Source organism: Neobacillus mesonae (assembly GCF_001636315.1).
In the GTDB taxonomy this organism is placed as follows: Bacteria; Bacillota; Bacilli; order Bacillales; family Cytobacillaceae; genus Neobacillus; species Neobacillus mesonae.
In genome coordinates this window covers 4,108,357-4,131,323 of the sequence record NZ_KV440949.1, presented here as the reverse complement: position 1 = coordinate 4,131,323, position 22,967 = coordinate 4,108,357, and the positions used below count along the sequence as shown (strand labels likewise).

18 protein-coding genes and 1 pseudogene are annotated in these 22,967 nt (G+C 39.7%); 3 read left to right on the top strand and 16 right to left on the bottom strand.

Annotated features, from left to right (window positions below):
- Positions 1–37: 37 nt before the first annotated feature.
- The 11 genes from A6749_RS19260 to uxaC all read right to left on the bottom strand — a co-directional run bounded on the left by A6749_RS19260 (position 38) and on the right by uxaC (position 13,936).
- Positions 38–2,350 carry a WD40/YVTN/BNR-like repeat-containing protein gene (locus A6749_RS19260; RefSeq protein WP_066394304.1) on the bottom strand — a complete coding sequence of 771 codons (2,313 nt, stop codon included), beginning with the start codon at positions 2,348–2,350 and terminating at the stop codon, positions 38–40.
- A 457-nt stretch (positions 2,351–2,807) separates the two neighbouring features.
- A complete protein-coding gene (locus A6749_RS19255) occupies positions 2,808–3,824 on the bottom strand; it encodes a DUF1646 family protein (RefSeq protein ID WP_066394302.1) in 1,017 nt (338 codons plus the stop codon).
- Between the two features lie 169 nt (positions 3,825–3,993).
- On the bottom strand, positions 3,994–4,476 hold the full coding sequence (larC2, locus tag A6749_RS29180; RefSeq protein ID WP_066394301.1) for a nickel pincer cofactor biosynthesis protein LarC2: 483 nt from the start codon (positions 4,474–4,476) through the stop codon (positions 3,994–3,996).
- A gap of 38 nt (positions 4,477–4,514) precedes the next feature.
- The gene (larC, locus tag A6749_RS29175; protein ID WP_066394298.1) at positions 4,515–5,354 is read right to left on the bottom strand and encodes a nickel pincer cofactor biosynthesis protein LarC; all 840 of its coding nucleotides are present in this window, start codon (positions 5,352–5,354) and stop codon (positions 4,515–4,517) included.
- Positions 5,335–6,108 (bottom strand): nickel pincer cofactor biosynthesis protein LarB, encoded by a 774-nt coding sequence (larB, locus tag A6749_RS19240; RefSeq protein ID WP_066394295.1) that lies wholly within the window; start codon positions 6,106–6,108, stop codon positions 5,335–5,337. The genes larC and larB overlap by 20 nt, the downstream gene beginning before the upstream one ends.
- A 16-nt stretch (positions 6,109–6,124) precedes the next feature.
- Entirely contained in the window at positions 6,125–7,600 is a 1,476-nt protein-coding gene (locus A6749_RS19235) for a gluconokinase (RefSeq protein WP_066394288.1), read from the bottom strand.
- A gap of 120 nt (positions 7,601–7,720) precedes the next feature.
- On the bottom strand, positions 7,721–8,521 hold the full coding sequence (larE, locus tag A6749_RS19230) for an ATP-dependent sacrificial sulfur transferase LarE (protein WP_066394285.1): 801 nt from the start codon (positions 8,519–8,521) through the stop codon (positions 7,721–7,723).
- Positions 8,522–8,605: 84 nt separating this feature from the next.
- Positions 8,606–9,376: an SDR family oxidoreductase gene (locus A6749_RS19225; RefSeq protein WP_066394282.1), complete on the bottom strand. Its 771-nt coding sequence runs from the start codon at positions 9,374–9,376 to the stop codon at positions 8,606–8,608.
- Positions 9,377–9,393: 17 nt separating this feature from the next.
- A complete protein-coding gene (locus A6749_RS19220) occupies positions 9,394–10,662 on the bottom strand; it encodes a nickel pincer cofactor-dependent isomerase, group 22 (RefSeq protein ID WP_066394280.1) in 1,269 nt (422 codons plus the stop codon).
- A gap of 270 nt (positions 10,663–10,932) precedes the next feature.
- Positions 10,933–12,345: an NADP-dependent phosphogluconate dehydrogenase gene (gene gndA, locus A6749_RS19215; RefSeq protein WP_066394270.1), complete on the bottom strand. Its 1,413-nt coding sequence runs from the start codon at positions 12,343–12,345 to the stop codon at positions 10,933–10,935.
- Between the two features lie 187 nt (positions 12,346–12,532).
- Positions 12,533–13,936 (bottom strand): glucuronate isomerase, encoded by a 1,404-nt coding sequence (uxaC, locus tag A6749_RS19210; RefSeq protein WP_066394267.1) that lies wholly within the window; start codon positions 13,934–13,936, stop codon positions 12,533–12,535.
- A gap of 251 nt (positions 13,937–14,187) precedes the next feature.
- Here uxaC and A6749_RS19205 point away from each other — a divergent pair, with 251 nt between their 5' ends.
- The gene (locus A6749_RS19205) at positions 14,188–15,372 is read left to right on the top strand and encodes an ROK family transcriptional regulator (RefSeq protein WP_066394260.1); all 1,185 of its coding nucleotides are present in this window, start codon (positions 14,188–14,190) and stop codon (positions 15,370–15,372) included.
- A 77-nt stretch (positions 15,373–15,449) separates the two neighbouring features.
- On the opposite strand, the gene A6749_RS19200 is transcribed toward A6749_RS19205, so the two are convergent.
- From A6749_RS19200 to nagA, 4 genes are all read right to left on the bottom strand, one after another.
- Positions 15,450–16,982, bottom strand: coding sequence for an MFS transporter (locus tag A6749_RS19200; RefSeq protein WP_066394255.1), 1,533 nt, complete (start codon positions 16,980–16,982; stop codon positions 15,450–15,452).
- Positions 16,983–17,238: 256 nt separating this feature from the next.
- A complete protein-coding gene (locus A6749_RS19195; protein WP_066394246.1) occupies positions 17,239–17,979 on the bottom strand; it encodes a GntR family transcriptional regulator in 741 nt (246 codons plus the stop codon).
- Positions 17,980–18,002: 23 nt separating this feature from the next.
- The gene (nagB, locus tag A6749_RS19190) at positions 18,003–18,725 is read right to left on the bottom strand and encodes a glucosamine-6-phosphate deaminase (RefSeq protein WP_066394245.1); all 723 of its coding nucleotides are present in this window, start codon (positions 18,723–18,725) and stop codon (positions 18,003–18,005) included.
- A 1-nt stretch (position 18,726) separates the two neighbouring features.
- Complete coding sequence (gene nagA, locus A6749_RS19185; RefSeq protein WP_066401059.1) at positions 18,727–19,926, bottom strand: N-acetylglucosamine-6-phosphate deacetylase; 1,200 nt, start codon at positions 19,924–19,926, stop codon at positions 18,727–18,729.
- A 401-nt stretch (positions 19,927–20,327) separates the two neighbouring features.
- Here nagA and A6749_RS27780 point away from each other — a divergent pair.
- Positions 20,328–20,570, top strand: a pseudogene (locus A6749_RS27780) (diguanylate cyclase domain-containing protein); the annotation flags it as partial.
- Positions 20,571–20,681: 111 nt separating this feature from the next.
- Complete coding sequence (locus tag A6749_RS19175; protein WP_066394241.1) at positions 20,682–21,938, top strand: sensor histidine kinase; 1,257 nt, start codon at positions 20,682–20,684, stop codon at positions 21,936–21,938.
- A gap of 65 nt (positions 21,939–22,003) precedes the next feature.
- Here the strand turns inward: A6749_RS19175 and A6749_RS19170 are convergent, their stop codons facing one another.
- Positions 22,004–22,777, bottom strand: a complete 774-nt coding sequence (locus tag A6749_RS19170; RefSeq protein ID WP_066401058.1) for a CAP domain-containing protein — start codon at positions 22,775–22,777, stop codon at positions 22,004–22,006.
- Between the last annotated feature and the right edge of the window lie 190 nt (positions 22,778–22,967).

Below are 22,967 nucleotides of genomic sequence, written 5' to 3'. Positions count from 1 at the left end.
GTCGGGTGACAGTAAAAAAATCTGCCACCCTCTATATTTATTTAAGCTTAATCTCGAAAATCCCACGTCCAAATGTTGATGCAAATAAGGTGTTTGTTGATTCATGCATGACTAGGTCAGTAATAGGTGCCATTGGCATTCCTGAACCTAAGCTGTACCACCTCTTTCCGTCATTCTTTGACATAAATACGCCGACATCTGTTGCGATATAAAGCTTATGACGGTTTTTAGGATCAATGATTAAATTGTTAACAGGTGTATTAGGGAGATTTCCACTGATGTTCTCCCAAGTTTTCCCGCCATCCTCACTCTTAAAGACGTGTGCACTATCTTCCCCATTACGAAAGCCAGAAAAGGTTGCATATACATAATTTTCATTTTTGGCATCGACTTTTAGCTTTGTAACCCAGCGGTTAGGTAAAGTCTTGTTAATTATTTCTGTCCAATTCTTCCCTAAATCAGAAGTTTTCCATAGTCGGCCATCATCCGTCCCAGCATATAACACCTTTCCATTGGACTTAGAAACCGCGATAGTTGTAATGGTGCCATAAGGATAAGAATCTTCGGATTTCCCTTCTGTTAGGCTTGGGCTTATTACCTCCCATGTTTTTCCGCCATCAGTTGAACGGTTCACACGATTCCCTGCATAATACATGATAGATGGGTCATTTGGATCAAATAGAAGTGGGCTTAACCAGTTACGGCGATCAGATACAGTCTTATTAGTAAAATAAGTCATAGTATTTCCGCCGTCTTCAGACCATGCACAGCTTCCATATTGATAACATGCATAAACTTTTTCTTTATCCTTATAGTTAATTAAATTCTTTAATCCATCCCCGCCATAATATTCATTCCAATCATCTTTTCCCCAAGATCGGATAGACCCGTTATCCTGTGTTCCACCTGATATACGTGTGATATCCTGCTGACTTACATCCATTGTATAAAATTGGGTAGCTGGTAAATCGACGGCTTTTTCCCACTTTCCGGTGACGAGGCCATTTTCCTCGGAACGATAAACACCGCCATCATTTCCGACATATACTCGTCCAGGTTGTTTGGGGTCCCATGCGACAGCGTGTTGGTCTGCATGAATCCCTCTTGAACTTACCCAAGTTATTCCACCATCTTTTGATTCCATCATATTTACACCTGCAACAAATACGTGCTTTTCATCCTTCGGATCTACCCAAATGCGGCCAAACCACCAGCCAAATGATGATTGAGCATTTGAAAATGTCCTTGACACTTCTTGTTTTGTCCACGTATCCCCGCCGTTCTCCGAAATATAAAACCCTTCATAGTAACCGTCTGATTTAATGGTTATTGCATACAAGCGATCAGGCTGTGTTTGTGAAAGAGCAATTCCAATTCGCCCTAAATTTTTGTCAGAAGCCGGAAGTCCATTTGTCAGTTGCTCCCAGGTGTTTCCACCATCAGTAGAACGATAAATTCCAGACCCTTCGCCACCGTATACACGGTTATTCGGATATCGCACGTGATCCCACATCGCTGCATAAATTCGGTTTGGATTTACTGGGTCAATCGCGATATCTACAGCTCCTGTCGTATTATTTTTCCCTTTAAGAACGTGATCCCACGTCTTTCCGCCATCTTGAGAACGATATAATCCACGTTCTCCCCCAGGATTAAAGAGCTGTCCAGCAGCAGCTACAAAAATTTGCTGGGGATTTTTCGGATTTAGTGCAATTCTTCCAATTGCTCCTGATTCTTTTAAACCAATAGATTCCCAATTTTCCCCTTTATCCGTTGATTTATAAATGCCTGTTCCACCAAATACGATACTTCCGCCTCCTGGATTCGCTTCGCCGGTACCTGCATAAAGTGTCCCATCAGGTGAAACAGTTAAAGCTCCCATCGATTGAGTATTATTATCATCCCATGCGGCTGTAAAGGATTTTCCTGCATCAACACTTTTCCACACACCACCTGTTGCCGCAGCAGCATAGACTGTGTCTTTTTGTTGCGGATCGACAGCCATATCTACAATTCTGCCCCCGACAATCTTCGGCCCCATAAATGTCCATTTTTCATTCTTAAGCTCTGGTAACTCCTTCATCGTTGTCTCTTTTAATTGTTTTGCCTGTTTAGTAGCTTTCTGAAAGGCTTCTTGTGGGAGAGTTTTGTTTGGAAAAACTTTTTGACTAATAAACCAATCATCCCTTTTTCCGGGTCCCTTAATCATATTTTCAATTTCCTTCACTTCATCATGTTCCTTTATTTGGGTACTTGCTTTCTCTGTACTTTTGTTTGTCGTGTATAGAAGTGCAAAAATAATAACAAGTACTAGACTCCCAGTTAGAAGGGATAGCCTTTTTTTTGACATGACAAATCCTCCTTAAAAATGATTATTTTTAAGACATAAAAATTATTTAAATTAAACAGCCCCTCCTCCAAAAATATCTGTAGGAAAATAATTTTCCTTCTGAGGTCAATATTATAAGGATTAAGAAATAAAAACAATATATTCCGAAAATTATGATTATTAATTACCACTATTTTCTTTTATTTTAGTAATAAAGAACTGATTATGGAGTGTAATAAACAGGGCTTAGGAGCTCATTCTAAAACACAAATGTAATTTCTAGTATTTAAACATAACAGAGACTTTCATAAAAAGGTATTATAAGAATAATTCATTTTGGCAAAGCAAAGTTTGTTAAAATTCAGTAGATTATAGAGGGATGAAGCGGGAGAGCTTTAAATATTAAAGAATTAGAAATAGAAATAAATAAAAATAGATTTGTTATCCGGCATTGTAGTGCCGGACAACAAATCTATTTTTAATAAAACACAAAAAGAACAATAAAATAAAGCACCATTGTTACAAGGCCGACCGGAACACCGAATTTAGCCCATTCTTTACTTGTAATCTTAAGCTTACCAGCAGCAATAATGTTTGGAATGTTTCCAGGGATAAGCATTCCGCCGCTGATTAGAAGCCCAAGTAAAATCGCGCGGATTGTCTCTCCATCCATTTGAGGACTAATTTCCGCCGCTGCCAGAGTGGCATTATCCAGTATCGCAGAAATCATGTTAATCCAATAAAGAATCATCGGATGAAGCCCTAGAATGTACTCATTGATTAAAGGTTCGAATCCATGTCCAAGGAATGTCAAGCCCATAACGAATAAATAAATTTTAGCGGATCGAATGAGAATCTCTTTATAGCTCTCAGATTTTTCATCAGACTTTAAGCCATCTGTACTTTCCTGCGGCTTCACGAGAAACATGGATAAGATCCCGAAAATCACAACGGCAGGGATTACCTCAACGCCGATTAAATCGATTAAATAGAAGAAGCCTTCATTCATTTTGCTGACTGTAATCGTTGAAAGCGGCTCGCCAATTGGTGTAAGCGCTGCCCCTAAACCGATCGCAAAGCAGGCTAATACGGTGAAACGAATCTCTGACTTACGGTCAAGCGGAAGGACATTAATAACAATTACAAGTACGATAGCTGCAATAATCGCAGTAATAATGCTGGATGCTAATCCAAGAACGATAACAGTTAATGCTAGAAATACCCTTGGTGTCAGTATTCTGCTCATGGTTAAAATGGACTTTTCCAATGGAGCTTGGGCCCATTTTGTAACTAATCCGGCTATAAGGACAGCAATTGTAATATTAATCGGATCGATAAGGGCTTTACTGATTAAATGTTGATTCATACTGCCGCTGATCAATACGGCTGCTACCCCCATGATAAAAAGGAATGCCTCTAGATTGTGCTCTACCTTTTTAACAGAGAAGGGCAAAAATAATACTAAAACTAATATAATAAGTAACCCAATTATCACTTTTTCCTCTCCTTTATGTTGAATTAATTATGTAAATTATTAAACTATTATAAACCTTTTACGGGAATTTTGCATGCGATTCTCTTGTTTTTTTGACAAATTTAGTCGAAAAAACACTTTTCCCTGCTAGTCAAACAAAAAATAACAGCTGCTTGTTAATTAGCAGCTGTTATTCTAGGTTTTCTTCTTGCCCTATTGCCAGCCAAATTTGTTCGTAAACTTTTTTTAGTGCGATACTATGAGTACGGGCAATTTGTTTACATTCCTCGAATTCGGGAGCAGTCTGGACAATTTGTCCATTCAACATTCCCTGTTTTACCGTTATGGCTCCCCACTCTGTTGCAACCTTTAAAAACTTTCTTTCCAGGCGATGGACAGTTAATGGATAGTAACGAACGCCTAATGTAGTGGTTTCTCTAAATAAAATCTCCTTCATTTTATTTAGATTTTCCAAGGAACAGAGGAGCTGCAGTAAAATTCCAGGCCTGTTTTTTTTCATATAAATTGGGGTATAGAAAACATCATTTGCCCCAGCCTCAAATAACAAGTCCATCACATACCCAAGCCATTCTCCGGGAATATCATCGAGATTAACCTCTATCTTAACCATTTGATCGTCAATATGTTCACCATTAGGAGGATGAGGGATCATCTGGCCATCTCCTTTCAGTTTCAAGGTGTCAATAGTCTTTATTCCCCAATGATAACACGCAGTACATTCGGACGGTCTTTGAAGGTCTTCGTGCCAGCTCCATAGCCGATTGCCTGAACTGTCATCGTTGGAAGGGCACTGAATTCTTCAGCCAGTACGGCAACAATAGCCGCACCCGTTGGTGTTGTCAATTCAAATCTAATATCGGAATGTTGAATTGGAACCCCTTTTAATACTTCTAGTGTTGCTGGAGCCGGCACCGGGTATATACCGTGATCTATATGTATATGTCCTGTCCCTACAGGAATAGGAGAGGCTTTTACAGCGCCAATCTCTAATTGATGAATCAGGATTGAAGCACCTACTATATCAATAATGGAATCAATTGCTCCCACTTCATGGAAATGAACATCTTCTAATGGAATACCATGGATTAGTCCTTCAGCCTCACCAATTTTTTTAAAGATTCTTAGCGCCGTTTCTTTTACTTGTTGAGAAAAATCAGCATCCTCAATCAACTTGACAATATCTTGATAGGCACGGTGGTGATGGTGATGATGTCCATGACTATGATCATGGCTGTGTTCGTGATGGTGTTCATGCCCATGTTCGTGGCTGTGTTCGTGATGGTGTTCATGCCCATGTTCATGAATGTGTTCCTGATGCCCCGTAGTATTGTTTAATAAAATCACATCAAACTTCGTACTGGTAATTCCGTTTTTTACGATCTTTTGCCACTTTAGTTCGTACTCGTCCTGAATGTTAAGCTTTTTTAATTCTTCCGCCAGATGATTCGGATCGGCGCCTGCATCAATTAAGGCACCAATCACCATATCACCACTAATACCTGAAAAACAATCAAAATACAGTGTCTTCATTCTTTCCTCCATTTTTTTGTGCCAGCTGATGAATTAAGACGGCGTTATAACCTCCGCCAAAGCCGTTATCAATATTAACTACACTGATCCCTGATGCACATGAATTTAACATCGTGAGCAGGGCGGACAGGCCATTAAAGTTCGCACCATAACCTACGCTGGTTGGGACGGCAATCACTGGATGGGAAACAAGCCCGCCCACTACACTCGGCAGTGCTCCTTCCATTCCAGCAACAACAACAGATACCGTTGCATTTTGAATTTCCTCAAGATGATTAAACAGCCTATGAATTCCCGCGACACCAACATCATAGATTCGCTTCACTTTACTTCCAAGCACCTCAGCCGTAAGTGCCGCTTCTTCCGCGACCGGTAAATCCGATGTCCCGGCACAAATAACGGCCACATACCCTTCCGACAATTCTTCTTGGTTGTCTGCATCCTTCCAATACATGATGCCAGCTGTTTCCTGATAGATAAACTCCGGACATGTTTGTTGAATGATCGCCGCCTTTTCCAGAGACACTCTTGTCACTAGCACTTGGTGATTTCGCTTTCTTAACGATTGAATAATTGAAATGATTTGCTCTGCTGTCTTCCCTTCCCCGAAAACAATTTCAGGAAATCCCTGACGTTTCTTTCGATGGTGGTCAACCTTAGCAAATCCTAGATTTTCAAAGGTAGCCAGCTGTTCCTTTGCCTCTGTAATACTAAGGGTCCCTTTTTGAACCTGCTTTAAAATATCTTCAAGCATTCGAATTCAGCCCCTTTTATTTAAAGTATTTCTCCATATCCTTTGCCAGCATAACATAGTTTTGATAAATCTTTTTATATATTGCACTATTTTGGGGATTTGGAACAATTGCTGCACTCATCGGAATATTCTCTTTAATTTCTTCAAAAGAAGCTGCTTTGTTCATTGCCACCAATGCAGTCCAGGCTGCTCCCCATGCTGCGCTATGATGGCTTTCCGGAACATAAATATCTGCCTCAAAGACATCGGCCATCATCTGGAGCCATAAAGGCGACCTTGCTAATCCACCGTTAACATAGAGTTTTTTCGGCTCCCCCGTTAACTCCTCTAAAGCCTTCCCAATTTGGTAAAGATTAAAAGTAATACCTTCAAGAACAGCACGAATGAAGTGCTCTTTTTTATGTGTCACCGTTACCCCGTAAAAATTACCCTTTGCCCGCTGATTCCAAAGCGGTGCCCTCTCTCCATTAATATAAGGAAGAAAAATAAGTCCGTCGGCACCTGGAGGAACTTGTTCGGCAAACCTTAGAAACTCTCCAAAACTTTCTTTACTTCCTAAGAGATCTTTTAACCATTGCAGGGCAATTCCGCCGTTATTCGTCGGCCCGCCAATAATCGTGCTGTCTTCGGTAAAAGAATAACAAAAGGTTTCCTGATTTTCACTTATTTTAGCCCCTTTTGTAAATTGTCGAATGGCTCCGCTTGTCCCGACAGAAACTGCCACTTCCCCAGGAAGAATCGCTCCAATCCCTAAATTCGCCAATTGACCATCAGCAGCGCCGATGACAAAGGCTGTTTCAATGTCAATTCCCATCTCTGCCGCAATTTGTTGGTCAATACCAGTAAGCACCTTAGTTGGTGAGACAATTGCGGAAAGCTGGTCTTCAGAAATACCGGTCTGTCTTAATAATTCCGGCTCCCATTTCAATGTCTCAGGATTAAACAGCCCTGTGGCAGAGGCCATGGAATAATCAATAACCCGTTCATTAAACCAGCGATAGAGTAAGTATTCCTTAATGGACATAAAATATTTTGCCTTCTTATATGGTTCATAATTAGTTTCCTTCATCCATAAAAGCTTAATAAATGGTGTCATTGGGTGAATTGGCGTCCCCGTTTTTGCGTAAATTGTTTTCCCATTTGTTTCCGCGATTCGCTCCGCCTGGGCAAATCCTCGTCCATCCGCCCAAATTAATGCTTTAGATAACGGCTTGCCTTCCTCGTCTATACAAATAAGAGAATGCATCGCTGCTGAAAAAGCAACAGCAAGCAGCTCATGTTTTTCGATTCCTGCTTTTTCAATCGCTTCCTTAATGGCCGCAACACTAGAGCGTTCGATTTCTTCAGGGTCCTGTTCTGCCCATCCAGTCTCCGGATAATAAAAAGTATTTACCTTTTCAACTTCCGCTTCGAGCTTTCCATTTAAATGAAAAATACAGGCCTTTACACTGGTCGTACCAATATCAAGTCCTAGAACAAATTCTTGTGTCATGTTTCTTCATCCTTTAGTCCATTTTTCATGATGGAGCATATAATGCTGCCAAACTAGAACAAAAGGCCTTGGAACCACCCAAAGCCTTTTGTTCTATCCTGACTCTTTTTTTACCCTTTTTTAGCTTAGAACCTTGTTCATACTTCCGCTCTGATATCCAATAAGATCTAAGGTAATATATTTATATCCGTATTCTTGAAGCTCTTTCACAATGGAATCGTGATGTTCAAGAACCTTCTTCATATCATTTGGTTCCACTTCTATTCTTGCAATTTCCTGATGTGTTCGAACTCGCACCTGACGAATTTGCAGCGATTTTAAATATCTTTCTGCTTTTTCTACCTTTGTCAGCTTTTCTCTTGTAATATACTCGCCATACGCAATTCTGGATGATAAACAAGCAAATGACGGTTTATCCCATGTTGGCAAATTTAGCTGGCGAGAAAGCTCGCGAATTTCTTCTTTAAACAAATTAGCTTCCTGCAGCGGACCTCGGATACCTTTCTCTTTCGCAGCCTGCATCCCTGGACGATATTCATTCATATCATCGGCAATGACACCATAAATCACATTGCTAAAACCCTTTGCCTCCATAACAGGAATTAAATGATCAAACAAACTGCTTTTACAAAAGTAACAGCGGTTCTTATTATTCTCCGCATATCCAGGTATGGCTAGTTCGGATGTATGAATTACCTCGTGTTTAACACCAATTATTTCGGCAAGTTGTTTCGCCTCTTCTAGTTCGCTGCTAGGATATGTTTCAGAGTCAGCTGTAACTGCCAGGACGTGATCCGTCCCTAGAGTATCAACTGCCGCTTTTAATAAAAATGTACTATCCACACCACCGGAAAATGCGACCACAACCGACTCCATTTCTTGGAGAATTGATGCCAATTTTCCGTATTTCTCTGTTAACACTATCCCCATCTCCCATCAATATCTATAAAGTATGATAACCATCATTTTATCATATTTTATAATAACCAACTTTATGTGTATTGACTAGATTGTCATACTGCCAAAGCCGCCGTCAACCCGAATCAGGGCACCTGTGACAAAGCTCGAAGCCTTTTCAGAGGCGAGCCATACCGTTGCACCCTGCAGCTCCTCCGCCTCCCCGAAACGGTTCATAGGAGTATGTCTCATAATATTTTCTATTCTATCTTTATCTAAAATTTTGCGGTTTTGCTCAGCTGGGAAAAAACCTGGAATGATGGCATTCACACGGATTCCATGCGGCGCAAATTCACGTGCTAAAAATTGGGTAACACTGTTAAGCCCAGCCTTTGATACGGAGTAAGTAAACACCCGTGACAGCGGAGTAGTCGATGAAACAGACGAAATATTAATGATGCTTCCGTTTCTTCCCTGCTCTATCATTCGCTTTGCAAATACCTGGCATGCAAGGACAATCCCTTTAAGATTAATTTCCATGATTCTATCATATTCATCCATTCCAAGTTCAAAAAAAGGTGTTGAACTATTAGTTCCCGGTGCATTTAACAAAATATCACAGCCGCCGGACCATTCATCAATTTCATCGGCAAGGTGCATTAAAGCATCTTCTGAGCTTACGTCTGCCCGAAAAGCCTTTGCTTCTCCGCCATTTTTAATAATCTCGTTCACCACTTCTTCTGCCTTTTCAAGATTCCGGCCGACAATTGCAACCTTGGCTCCATGCTCCGCCAAGCCCTTTGCCATTGCTGAACCCAGAACCCCATTTCCACCAATCGCTACAGCCGTTTTCCCTGTTAAATCAAATAATTGTGACATAGCCGTCTCTCCCCTAGTTAAAATAAATTTCCGTTTTCATCAAATGGAAACTCATATAGATCTGAAACCTGCTCCATATTAGGATGGTTTGCTATATATTCTAGTAAAGCTTCCGATACCTCAATTTCACTCAGCTTTAGTGTATTTTTAATCCGGACCAGTTTAACATTGTGAAAATCTAATATATTACTTGTTTTAATAGCTGCTTGAATTGCCTGTTGATCATTCGGCAACGTAGTCGCTATTTTAGTAGGTGCCACAACAGTTGACGTTAAACCGTTGGCATAGGTACCTTCCAAATCCATTTTGTCAACAAGCCGCTGGGTAGTAAAATCCGCGGTTCCTACCCCATTGGCATTCCCCTCTGATTCTTCGGTTACATCCAGCACGACCATTTTATTAACATCAGGGCCTCCAGAAGCATACGGAGTTGGATAACGGCCGGTAATATTCGGATCCATTCCATCACCGCTGATGTTTTTGCCTATTTCGTCAATCACCAGTACATCTAATTGATCAAAAAATAATTTCGGCAATAACGCTTTAGCCTGCTTCTGTAACTCCGGTTCTTTGGCAATAATTTCATCCTGAGTTAATGCTTCAATGATCACCACTTTATCAAACGCATTTTCAACCGTAGCTACCCCGAACAAGAACGGCGTCTTTTCCATGATGATTTTCGCCATAGCGGGAACGTTTTCCGCCATATATTTAAACCCCATTTGATGACATGCTTCGGCTCCTTTTTGCTTTCCTAAACCGATGCTTATCATTTTCATAATGCCGCTTTCTACAGGTCCCCGGAAAGCCGTATGCGGTTTTACCCTATTGATGACGACAATCCCGTCTGCTTGCGAGGCAAACTTATCGATATACACCGGCAAGCCATTTGGAAGTTCACCAATCTTGACTACCTCCATCGACGAACGTATTTCACAGCCAGCGCTTTCCTCAGTAATCCCAAGATGCGCGAGTACTTCTTGCTGCCCCTCGGCCGTAGCGCCTCCGTGGCTGCCCATGCTTGGAACGATGAATGGCTTTGCCCCTAAATTTTTTAAAAATTGGACGGTTACCGCCGTTAATTCAACAATACGATCTAGCCCGCGGCTGCCAACTGCAACCGCAATCTCCATTCCCGGCTTAACTGTATTTTTTATATGTTCCTGATGTAATTTTTCTGTTAAAGCATGACCAAGGTCTTTTAGGTTCTGATCATCAAATTTAACTTTAACCTTTGTTAATTTTGGCACTGGTATATCTTTTAGAAGCTCTTGAAGAATCCCCACCGAAAAAAACACTCCTTTTCATTATGAAAGTGTTCCTCATTTTATTTATTTGCATGTAGATAATTAGTTGATCTATCGATTCTCTGTAATCCCTTTCATCAATAAGCTTACAAAATATTTCATAATCACTTTAATTAATTTGTTTATCAAACTAACTAATTATTTTTATCTTAACATGATACCTCCCTATCGTCAATAAAGCTACAAGTACATATTAAAAAAAGAGACAAAACCTTTTTTGTTGAAAAGGTTTTGTCTCTGAAGAAAACTTTACTCCATCCAATTTGTATGGAATACCCCTTCTTTATCAACCCTTTGATACGTGTGGGCTCCAAAGTAGTCACGCTGTGCCTGTAATAGATTTGCAGGTAATGTTTCCGTTCGGTAGCTGTCATAATAGGAAATAGCACTTGCAAATGATGGTACTGGGATTCCCCGCTCAATTGCCACGGCAAGCACTTGACGAAGTGCTGATTGATAGTTTTCGATAATTTCTTTAAAATATGGATCTAATAACAGATTGGCTAGTTCCGGATCCCGGTCGTAAGCATCTTTGATCTTCTGTAAGAATTGAGCGCGAATGATACAGCCGCCACGGAAAATCATCGCAATATCGCCGTAGCGAAGATTCCACTCATATTCCTCAGAAGCAGCGCGCATTTGTGCGAAGCCTTGTGCATAAGAGCAAATTTTACTCATATAAAGAGCTTTCCGAACCGCTTCAATCAACTCTTCTTTATTTCCTTCGTATGGCTTAACTTCTGGTCCATTCAGTACCTTACTTGCTTTCACACGTTCTTCTTTCATTGCAGAGATAAAACGAGCGAATACGGATTCTGTAATAATCGGAAGAGGTACACCTAAATCTAAAGCATTTTGACTGGTCCATTTGCCTGTTCCCTTTTGACCGGCTGTATCTAGAATGACATCAACGAGCGGTTTGCCGGATTCTTGATCGACTTTTGTAAAAATATCAGCTGTAATCTCAATTAAATAGCTGTCCAATTCACCTTTGTTCCATTCTGCAAAGACTTGATGAAGCTCTTCAGTACTTAAACCCAGGATATTTTTTAAGATGAAGTATGCCTCACAAATTAATTGCATGTCGCCATATTCAATTCCATTATGAACCATTTTCACATAATGGCCGGCGCCGTTAGGACCAATATAAGTACAGCATGGATCTCCTTCAACCTTAGCGGAAATCGCTTCTAAGATTGGCTGAACTAATTCATAGGCTTCTTTTTTACCGCCTGGCATGATTGCCGGACCCTTTAATGCCCCTTCTTCACCGCCTGAAACACCAGTTCCAATGAAATGGAAGCCTGCTGTTTCGAGTTCCTTATTTCGTCTGATTGTATCCTGGAAGAATGTATTGCCTCCATCGATCAGGATATCGCCTTCTTCAAGAAATGGCTTTAACGATTCAATGGTAGCATCCGTAGCCGCTCCCGCCTTAACCATCAATAATATTTTGCGCGGTTTCTCCAGGGAATTGACAAATTCCTCAACAGTCCGCGCACCGACAAAGTTTTTCCCTTCTGCTTCATCCTTTAAGAATGCCTCAGTTTTATCGTATGAACGGTTAAAAACAGCTACTGAATAACCTCGGCTCTCAATATTTAATGCAAGGTTTTTCCCCATAACAGCCAATCCGACAACACCAATTTGTTGTTTAGTCATTCTATATCCATATCCTTCCTATGTATTTCTTTGTAAACCTTCCACTATTTAACGTTACCACATAGTTAAAATAAAACCATCTAAAGCCACTTCGCTCTTAATTTCATAATTTTAAGTCTTTTGCTTAAATGTAGTCAAGCAGGAGGTTCCTTGTGCTGAACCCCCTGTGTCTATTCAAGTCTATTCTTTAACGTACTAAAAAATATTTTTCGGCATTATGATAGCAAATATTTCTCACGATGGTTTCCAAGTGCTTCATGTCAATTGGTGCAAGTCCCTGTTCTACCCAATCGCCAAGAATGTTACATAGAATCCGGCGGAAATAATCATGACGGGCATATGAAAGGAAACTGCGTGAATCAGTCAACATACCAATAAAATGGCTTAATAAACCAACATTAGCAAAGTCCTTCATTTGTTTTTCCATTCCATCAATATGGTCGAGGAACCACCAGCCGGAACCAAGCTGAACTTTTCCTGGGATGCCTTCTTCATAGAAATTCCCCATCATACCAGCTAAGACTACATTATCTTTTTGATTTAGGTTAAACAACACTGTCCTAGGCAACGCATTTTCCTGGTCAAGCGCATCCAGAAAACGCGACAAGCCTTCCGCCATATTGGCTTCGCCAACCGAATCAAAACCGGTATCAGGACCAATGAGCTTTTTCGCTCTGGTGTTGTTGTTTCTCATTGCTCCCATATGCAGCTGCATTACCCATTGTTTTTCGGCATACATTTTTCCAAGTTCTTTTAATAGGAAGCTGCGATAGGCAACGAGTTCAGCAGCTGAAAGCTGTTCACCGTTTAATCCTTTATTGAATATACCTTCAATTTCTTGCTTTGGTTTTTCAACGAACTCCATCTTTTGAATATCATGATCGGATGCACGGCCGCCAATTTCATTAAAATAATCAACCCGCTGCTTTAGTGCTGCTAAAAATCCGTCTAGTGAGTTCACTTCGGTGCCTGCCGACTGCTCTAATTTTTCTACCCAGTTTTTAAACGTCGGACGGTCAATAAAGAGCGCGCCGTCGGGACGGAAAGTTGGGGCGATGATAGCCCTGAAAGAGTCATCATTTTTCAATAGTTTATGGTATTCAAGTGTAGATACCGGATCATCCGTTGTTCCGATAAACTTCACATTAGATCTTTCAATCAACGCTCTTGCACTGAAATCAGGGCTTTGTAATTTTTCATTGCATTCATCCCATATTTCTTTGGCTGTTTCCAAGCTAAGGACCTTGTTAATACCGAAGTACATTTTTAATTCTATATGTGTCCAATGATAAACTGGATTCCCAATTAAGTATGGTACCGTTTTAGCCCAAGCTTCAAACTTTTCCCAGTCAGTTGCGTCGCCTGTAATATATTTTTCGCCTATCCCGTGCATACGCATTGTGCGCCATTTGTAGTGATCCCCGCCAAGCCATACTTGTGTAATATTTTCATATGACTTATTTTCCCAGATTTCCCGCGGGCTTAAGTGGCAATGGAAATCAAATATTGGTGTATCGGCAGCCGCATTTTCATAAAGCTTTATAGCGGTGTCCGAATTTAATAAAAAATGTTTATCCATAAATTTCTTCATTTTCCCCACTCCAGTTCATTGTCTAGCTGTAAATGAAAATCAACTGTAAACCCTTACAGAATTATATAAAAAAATAGATATCTTTTTATTAATTTGTTTATTAAACAAATTAAATATATATTTACGTTACCACGTTTATTTATTTTCGTCAATTATCAGATTATTAACTGCCAAAATAATTAAGACCTTACGCCTATTAACTGTTATAATAGGAGCGAAGGTTTTTTGCTTCGTAGAAATGGAGGATTCAAATGGTTACTGGTGATGCGGCTTATATTAAAAGAATTAATCGTTCAATCATAATTCAAGAAATTGTTAAGGAAGGGCTGATTTCAAGGGCAGACCTATCCAAAGCCACAGCCTTGACGAGAGCTACCATCTCCGCTCAGGTAGCTGACTTATTGGAAGAAGGGCTGATTGTAGAGCAGCAGCTTGAGCATAATTCTGTTGGAAGAAAGCCTATCATGCTTTCGCTAGACGGAAGCGCAGGCTATGCGCTGGGCATTGACCTTGATTTTGGTAAAATTACTTTTACCTTATCAAACCTCCTAGGTATTCCGATTTCATCAAACACAATTGAGATTAATACGACAGCCTATTCAGAAACCCTTCCTATTTTAATTGATCAGATTAAAAATTACATAGTGGAATGGAAAGACAACCGCTATGGTATAGTAGGGATTGTTATTGCTATCCACGGCCTTGTCTCAAAAGATGAAATTATCCATTACGTACCGCGATTCGACTGGAATGATATTAACTTAAAGAATGATCTCGAAAAAGAAATCGGGATTGATATTTATATAGAAAACAATGCGAATTTATGCGCGTTTGCTGAACGTGTTTTTGTACACCACTCGACAGATAATCTTCTATGTGCAACTCTCTATTCAGGAATTGGACTTGGTATGATGAGAAATAATGATTTTTTCCGCGGTCATAACGGCTATGCCGGAGAAGCCGGGCATATGATTGTTGTACCTGAAGGAAAACAATGCGAATGCGGAAATAAAGGTTGCTGGGAAAAATACGCATCAGAAGCAAGTGTTTTCAAACAACTATCCGAAGATAGAAAAATAAAAAATATGACTTATGAACATATTCAAAAATGGCTTGATGAAGGCGATGAGGACATTCACGACAAGATGGAACAATTTATCTATTATTTGTCCATTGGATTGAATAATATGATCAATCTATATAATCCGGATGTTTTAGTCCTTGATAGTGAATTCCTAAGAATGTATCCAAATTCTATTCATAAAATTAGGGAAAATCTTCATTCTTCCATCAGCCATTATCAAGAATTATTAATTTCCTCAATAGGGGATAAAGCATGCAGTTTGGGAGCTTGTGCACTTGCTATTAAACATTTCTTAGATGTTCCAATACTGAATCTAAATTTTGAAAATCAAGCACTCCAAAATGAATTTTAATTGTGCAGCAACAAAATCCCCTTCTCAGCCGAATAGGTCGAGAAGGGGATTTTTTAATGGATTTTTTATTTTACTTCTTACGAGATCTTCCATTTTTTACTTTCTGCCACTTCACTATCCCATATATTATCATAGTGATATCCAGTAAGCTCTTCTACGACTTCTTTTGTTTTTGGATCCACATCGCTTTTTGAGCCGTTATTTTTCAAGCGCTCAATTTCATTCACTAAGATTGCGTGTGTTTGTTTATTTAATTTGAAAGTAAATGCAATAAATAGCGCAATAAGAAGCAATACAATCGTTCCAATTACTAATGTATACACAATGGTTTGAATGGCTTCAGGAGATTGTGTTGTCTGCCCTTTAACAAACCCTCCGAATTCCAGTACAAAACCAACAATCATCGTTGCAATTGCTACAGAAGTTTTCCTAAAGAAGGTCATAACCGCCGCAAAAAGTCCTTCACGTCTTTGTTTAGTGACAATTTCATCAACATCCGGAATAAATGGGTACACATTCCAAGGAGTAAACTCCAACATACTTCTACCGATTTGATAGATGCCAGCGATCACAAATAAAATGACAATCATTGAGCTTGGTTTAACTAAATAAATGGCCCAGAAACTTAATAAACATACAATCATTGTAGAATAAGCAATTTTAAATAAATTGGAAGGTCCAATTTTTGCGAACAAGATTCCAGATAATATTGTCGTAGGGATCCCAATAATACTTAGTGAAAGTAAGTTAGCCCCAGTCGCTGCTGAGATATTTAACGCATATACACAAAAGAAGATGAATACCGCATTAAATACGTCCTTCGCAGTAAACGAGAAAATATAAATGGCTAAATGTTTACGGAAACTTTTAATTTTAAAGGTCGAAACATAACCTGCCAAAACTTCAACAATAGAGTTAACTGTTTTACTAAAACTTCTTGGTTCATTTGAGTTTGCCAATAGTGCTTTTTCTTCTTCTGGGGAAAGCTCGTTTTCCCATGTCGATTTATAGGCAATAAATACACATACCGCAAATAGCACAGCAAAGAATGCACCATTAATAAAATACGCATATGAATTATCATTTCCAAAATAGGAAATTAGCAGCCCAGGGACAAAAGTAGCTAAAAATGTGCCCGTACCGGAGATAAACATTCTAGCGGTTGACATTTTTGTTCTTTCGTTGAAATCCTTTGTCATTTCAGATGGTAACGTTTCCCAAGGTATAAGAACCATTGCTGCCACAACTTCAAACAATAAATAAGTGAATAGATAATACCAATAGTTCATTCCTGTTACCCACAATAAAATGTAAGTAAGCATTAACGGGGAACCAATTAATAAGAAAAACCGGCGTCTTCCAAATTTTCTTCCTAATTTATTTTTTAAGAAGTTATCGGTTAAACTTCCTATAAACAAACTTATAATCGCGTCAACAACACGTGCAATAGAAATAATAGAAGCAGCTTCAACGGGTGTCAGCCCAACAAACGTTGTATAGAAGAATAATAACCAAGCACCGATAATGGTAAAGGCCCCACCCCCCATAATATCTGTTAATCCAAAGCCAACACTGGTACGTAACGTAACCTTCCTATCTTTCCTTGACATCTCGGCTCCCCCTTTTGTCCTTTTAGTATTTGAAACCCTTTACAATAAAATATAAAAAAAGTAGACATTCTCGAGAATTTCGGCTTTTTAATTAGTTTATTAAACTAATTAATTGATCTAGTTGTAGAATATCATCGTCTAATTACTTTCGTCAATAACTTTTTTGTAAGCGGTATAATAAAGGGGAAAAAATATTGGGACTATTTCAAGTAAAAAGACAGATACCAAATAAGTACCTGTCTCCTAAATCCTATTTTTAATTTCCAGATAGTTTCTGGCGTTTCTTTTGAATCATAAATTTGTAACGGTCGGCACGAAAAACAGATTTTACAAATTCCACCGGCGTCCGATCTTCTAAGTATGCAATATTTTGAATCAGCATCACTGGAGCACCTTCACTGATTTGTAAATATTCAGCCTCTTCCTTATTTGCAATCGAAGCCTCAATAATCTGGGTTGAGCTTTCAATCGTTAGTTTTAATTGCTCTTCCATATAGGCGTATAAGGATTGATTTACAATTTCCTCCGTCAACCCTGTAATTAACTCGGCAGAAATAAAACTGGTTTCTAACGCCATTGGAACACCATCAGCTAAACGAATCCTAGAGATTTCATAAATCGGTGCGGCTTCTGGGATTAACAGCTGCTTTGCTACTCCGTTTGGAGCCGCGATCGTTTCGAAGTGTATTAATTGGCTTCCAGGCACGAGCCCTCTTGCCTTCATATCTTCGGTGAAGCTTGTCAAGCCCTGCAGAGGCTGTTCAATTTTCCGTTCCGCCACAAATGTTCCTTTGCCCTGTATCCGATATAGGTAACCTTCGTTTACCAGCTGGGTAAAGGCCTGCCTGACTGTCATTCGGCTGATTTGATTTGTTTCTGCATATTCCCGTTCCGGCGGCAGTGCATCACCAGGTTTCAACTCGCCCTTTTCAATTAGCCCTTTAATATATTCTTCAAGCTGATAATAAAGTGGAATGGGGGAATTCTTATTAATCATTCTCCTACTGACACTTCCTCTTTTTAATCGGCTAATGCCGCTTGATCGGCAATAATGGTAACAGCGGGATGAGTATTTAAAACAGATGCGGGAAACTCTTCAGAAATTTTCCCATGAAGCAGCTGCTTCATTGCCTCTCTTTTACCCTCACCGGAAATGAGCAGCAGGATTTCTTTACTTTTCATAATAGAGGAAATCCCCATCGTGATGGCCTGCGTTGGAACTTCCTCCATACTGTTGAAGAATCTAGCGTTAGCCTCAATGGTGGAGTCGGCTAAATTTACAACATGGGTTTTGGTGTCAAAGGACGTACCCGGTTCATTGAATCCAATATGCCCGTTGCCGCCAATACCTAGAATTTGCAGGTCCACGCCGCCATGCTTGCTGATTAATTCTTCATATTTCCTGCATTCTGAAATAATATCCTCAACATCACCACGGGGAATAAAGGTATTACTTTTTTCAATATCAATATGATTGAATAACTTGTTGTCCATAAAAAAACGATAGCTGTTCTTATTTTCCCCTGAGAGTCCGATATACTCATCCAGGTTAAATGTAACAACATCATGATAAGATGTTTTATTGTTTTGATGATCTTCAATCAGTTTTTGATACGTTCCTACCGGTGTTCCTCCTGTTGCCAGCCCGAGCTTTAGCCCTGGTGTACTACGTACTTTATCGATAATAAATTCCGCTGCCTTTTGACTCATCTCTGCATAATCTTTTACTTTAATCAAATTCATCTTAAGCTTCCTCCTCTTTATTAAAGGCGACCTCTCCTCGGCAAAAAGTCATATAAACATTCATTTGATCATCAAGAATGACAATATCGGCGTCCTTTCCTGCCGCAAGACTGCCTTTTCGATTGTAAACATTTAATTGTTTTGCCGGATTAACCGACGCCATTTCTATTACTTCTGAAATTGTACAACCTGTATACTGTAAGACATTTTTCACAGCATGACCCAGCTTTAATATACTTCCGGCAAGCGTCCCGTCTCCCAGTACTGCTTTGCCGTCTTGTACTATTACCTCTTGTCCGCCAAGGTCGTACGTGCCGTTTTTCAAACATTTTGCCCGCATTGAATCTGTAATTAACAACAAGCCTTTACTTTTCTTTTGTTTATAAGCGAGATTGACCATTTCCGGATGGACATGGACACCATCAACAATCATTTCAGCTTTTAATTCATCACGTAAAAATGCAGCACCTACAACACCAGGTTCCCGATGATGCAGTCCTCTCATTTGATTATACAGATGTGTCACATGATTTGCCCCGGCATCAATGGCTTCGCTCACCTGCTCAAAGGTGGCATCTGTATGGCCGATAGACGGAATAACCCCATTTTCCTTTAAGTAACGGACCATTTCTAAGCCCCCAGGCCGCTCTGGTGCTAATGTCACAAGCTTGATTGTTCCTTTAGCCAATGCCTGCCACTGTTTAAACAATTCAAGATTCGGATCAATGATATGCTGAATAGGCTGTGCTCCCGCTTTTTTCGCATTCACAAATGGACCCTCCAAGTGAATACCAAGGATTTCCGCCTTTCCTTGACCGGACTGCATTTCAATATATTCGCCAGCATTTTTAATAGCCTTTTCTATTTCCTCTGCCTCTTGAGTAATCGTTGTCGCAAGAAAGCTGGTGGTCCCTTCTTTTGGCAATGCCATCACCATTGTATCAAGTGCTTCCTTTGTTGCATCCATCGTGTCTGCCCCATTCACTCCATGTATATGAACATCGATAAAGCCAGGTACTACATGATATCCTGAAGGGATTTCCAGCACTTCATAATCCTCCATACTCCCAAGCCGATCTGTTGTTCCTATTTCGTCTATTAAGTTGTCTTTGATTTTGATATAGCCATTTTCAATTATTTCATTCTCTGTATAAACACGAATTCCCTTAAGTAAAATAGAAGTAGATTTTATTTTATCCATATCAAGACTTCCTTTCATATGTCCTCTTTATAGTAGCATTCCCATGTATAGTTGTCTATACCAATATTCTTATCTGATCATTCTGGAACTTGCCGCCTCAAAAGTATGTCCTTAGTACTAATTTATTTCCCGGAAAATGTCGAATGAAGATAAAACTTTTTACATATTGTAATCAAATTTCGTCAAAATTAACTATTTTTTATAGTATAATTGGAAAGCTGAAAAATTTACCATAATGCGTTTTACAGGAGATTCTTGAATGTTAAAAGACTTTATCGCTAATTTAGCACTATTAATTGCCACCTTCTCCATATTGGGGCAATTATTTAAAAACAAGCAATTATCGTTAAAATCCCCGCTCTTATAAGCGGTTTTATAGCTTATCATTTTTCTGTTTATATTCACCACAATCCAGCGAAAATGAGGCAATGAGAGCAGCGAAGCAAGTTCAGGCTGTTATCCAGGAACTGCATATTCCCCACAATAATTCCAAGGTATCCTCCACTGTTACATTAAGTATCGTTTCTACAACCATCATTCCGGAGGCATTGGTGAAACCGCAAGAATTAATCGCAAAAGCGGATTCAGCACTATATTTATCAAAGTCAAATGGAAGGAACACCATTTCAACCGTTAATTTATGAAAAAAGCTTGAAGATTCAAGCCTTTTTTCTTTATGCTTGTAGAATTTTGTTGTAACATGTACAAAAAAGCTGTAAAATTTTACTATCATCCTTTTATGGTCGGTGAAGTTAATGGAAATTACTAAACACTTTTTTCTGAATCTTTCCATAATTATTATCGTGCTATTTTTTTGCTTTATTTTTCTTGAAAAAAACAGAAAATTGACCTTTTCAAAACCCTCCTATATTATTTTTTTCATTATTCTCTTATGGAGCTGCATTCAGTTCTCTTATCATCCGGTTCCCCACGCCAGGTATGATTTACGGGTCATTCCGTTAGTCATTGGCAGTCTTTATTTAGGAATTGGACCAATCCTAGCAGCTTTCACAGTCCTATTAAGGGGTTTGTATGGCATTAATTTAGGTTTTTATCAAACCATCGCACTTTATGTCCCATTTGCCATCGTTGCTTGGCGATTATTTCCTTGGTTTGGGAAACAGCCTGCAATTCGACGGATGGCAATATCCGTCCTTATTAGTATGGCATTGGGAATGCTATCATTTGTAGGATTAAGATTTAATGAAACAGAATCTTCCCTGCTTGATGTGCTCGCGGCCTATCTGTTTATTCCACCGCTTGGGGTATTAATTATTTCCTACTCAATTGAATTTTTTAGAAAGAATGAGGAAATGAAACAGCAGCTAATTAAAGCTGAAAAATTAAAGGCTGTTGAACAAATGGGGGCGGCTATTTCCCACGAGATCCGCAACCCGCTAACTGCTGCGACTGGCTTTGTGCAATTATTACAGGATGATTACCTTCCCAGACAAAAGCGAAAAGAATATTTGTCAATAGTAAAAGAAGAATTGCTTTCCGCTGAAAGGGTAATACAGGACTATTTAACATTTGCTAAACCAGCATTAGAAACCATCGAGGAAATTAATGTTAAAAGTGAACTTAGGCAAACAATTAACCTTCTTCAGCCCTTAGCTAATCAAAACTCCGTTGAAATACATACTGATTTCTCCATCATTGGTTTTATAAAAGGGGATTTGCAAAAATTTCGGCAATGCTTTGTCAATATACTAAAAAATGCTATCGAAGCGATGCCAAATGGTGGATACTTATCCGTATCTACTGAGTTCAGCCAAACTGAAGTAACGATTACTGTGAAGGACACAGGTGAGGGGATGACACGCGAACAATTGGCAAGGCTGGGGGAACCATTCTATTCCACGAAGGGAAAAAATGGGACCGGCTTAGGGATGATGGTGGTATATAGTATTGTTAAAGCTATGGATGGAACCATCCGGGTTCAAAGTGAAGTAGGAAATGGGACAACAATCCTTGTTAAATTTCCAACGATCTCTTTACTAAATGGGAACTAGAACCGACCGGATTAACAGTCGGTTCTGGTTCTGGGTTTTATCATTTTTTTCTTCCGTCAGCTTTTCTATTTTCCAATAAACATTTGTGACCAATGTTTTCCAGCTTCTTCAAACCCAACGCCAATATGGGTATATTTTGTACTTAAGATGTTGGCGCGGTGACCTTCACTATTCATCCAAGCTGTTACTACCTCTTGCGGTGTACGCTGACCTTGAGCGATATTTTCTCCAGCCGATTTATATGTTACACCGAAATCTCTCATCATATCGAACGGTGACCCATAAGTTGGGCTTGTATGAGAGAAATAATGGTTCTGCTGCATATCGTCGGCCTTTTTCTGGGCAACTCCACTTAACTGTGAATCGGCTTTCAAATCTGAAAGACCTTTTTTCCTACGTTCCACATTTGTTAAATTAATTACCTGCTGGGCATATTGACTAATCGCTCCAGTTGCTGCTGGCTGCTTAGGAGCAGGCTGGGTTTGTTTTGGTGCCGGAGTCTGATTTGGTGCCGGCTGGGTTTGCTTTGGTACCGGAGTCCGATTTGGCGCCGGCTGGGTTTGCTTTGGTACCGGAGTCCGATTTGGCGCCGGCTGCTGTGGTCCCGGCTGGGTTTGCTTAGGAGCAGGCTGTGACGGCTGTGGAGCAGCATGCTGAACCGGCGGCTTTACCGCTGGTGCTTGCTGTCCTAAATATGGCTGAAATTGCTGAAAAAACCCTGAATCAAACATGCCGTTATTACCCGCTGGGATAAATTGATATTTTGCATCCTCAATTAATACCGCTTTTGTTTGAGGATACTGATCACTATTCAATGTTGTTTGGTATGCCGAAATCATATCTCGGTCTGTTCTTGTTTTATTCTTACCGTCAAACAAATTTAAATCATTATCATTGTTTCGATAATTTTCCGTTAATGGTCCGTTATAGCGGGTCCAATCATCATTGCGGACATTACGTAAGTCATTCCAATCATTATCACGATTAGTGACATTCATGCCGACCCGGTCATTTCGATCGTTTATGTCA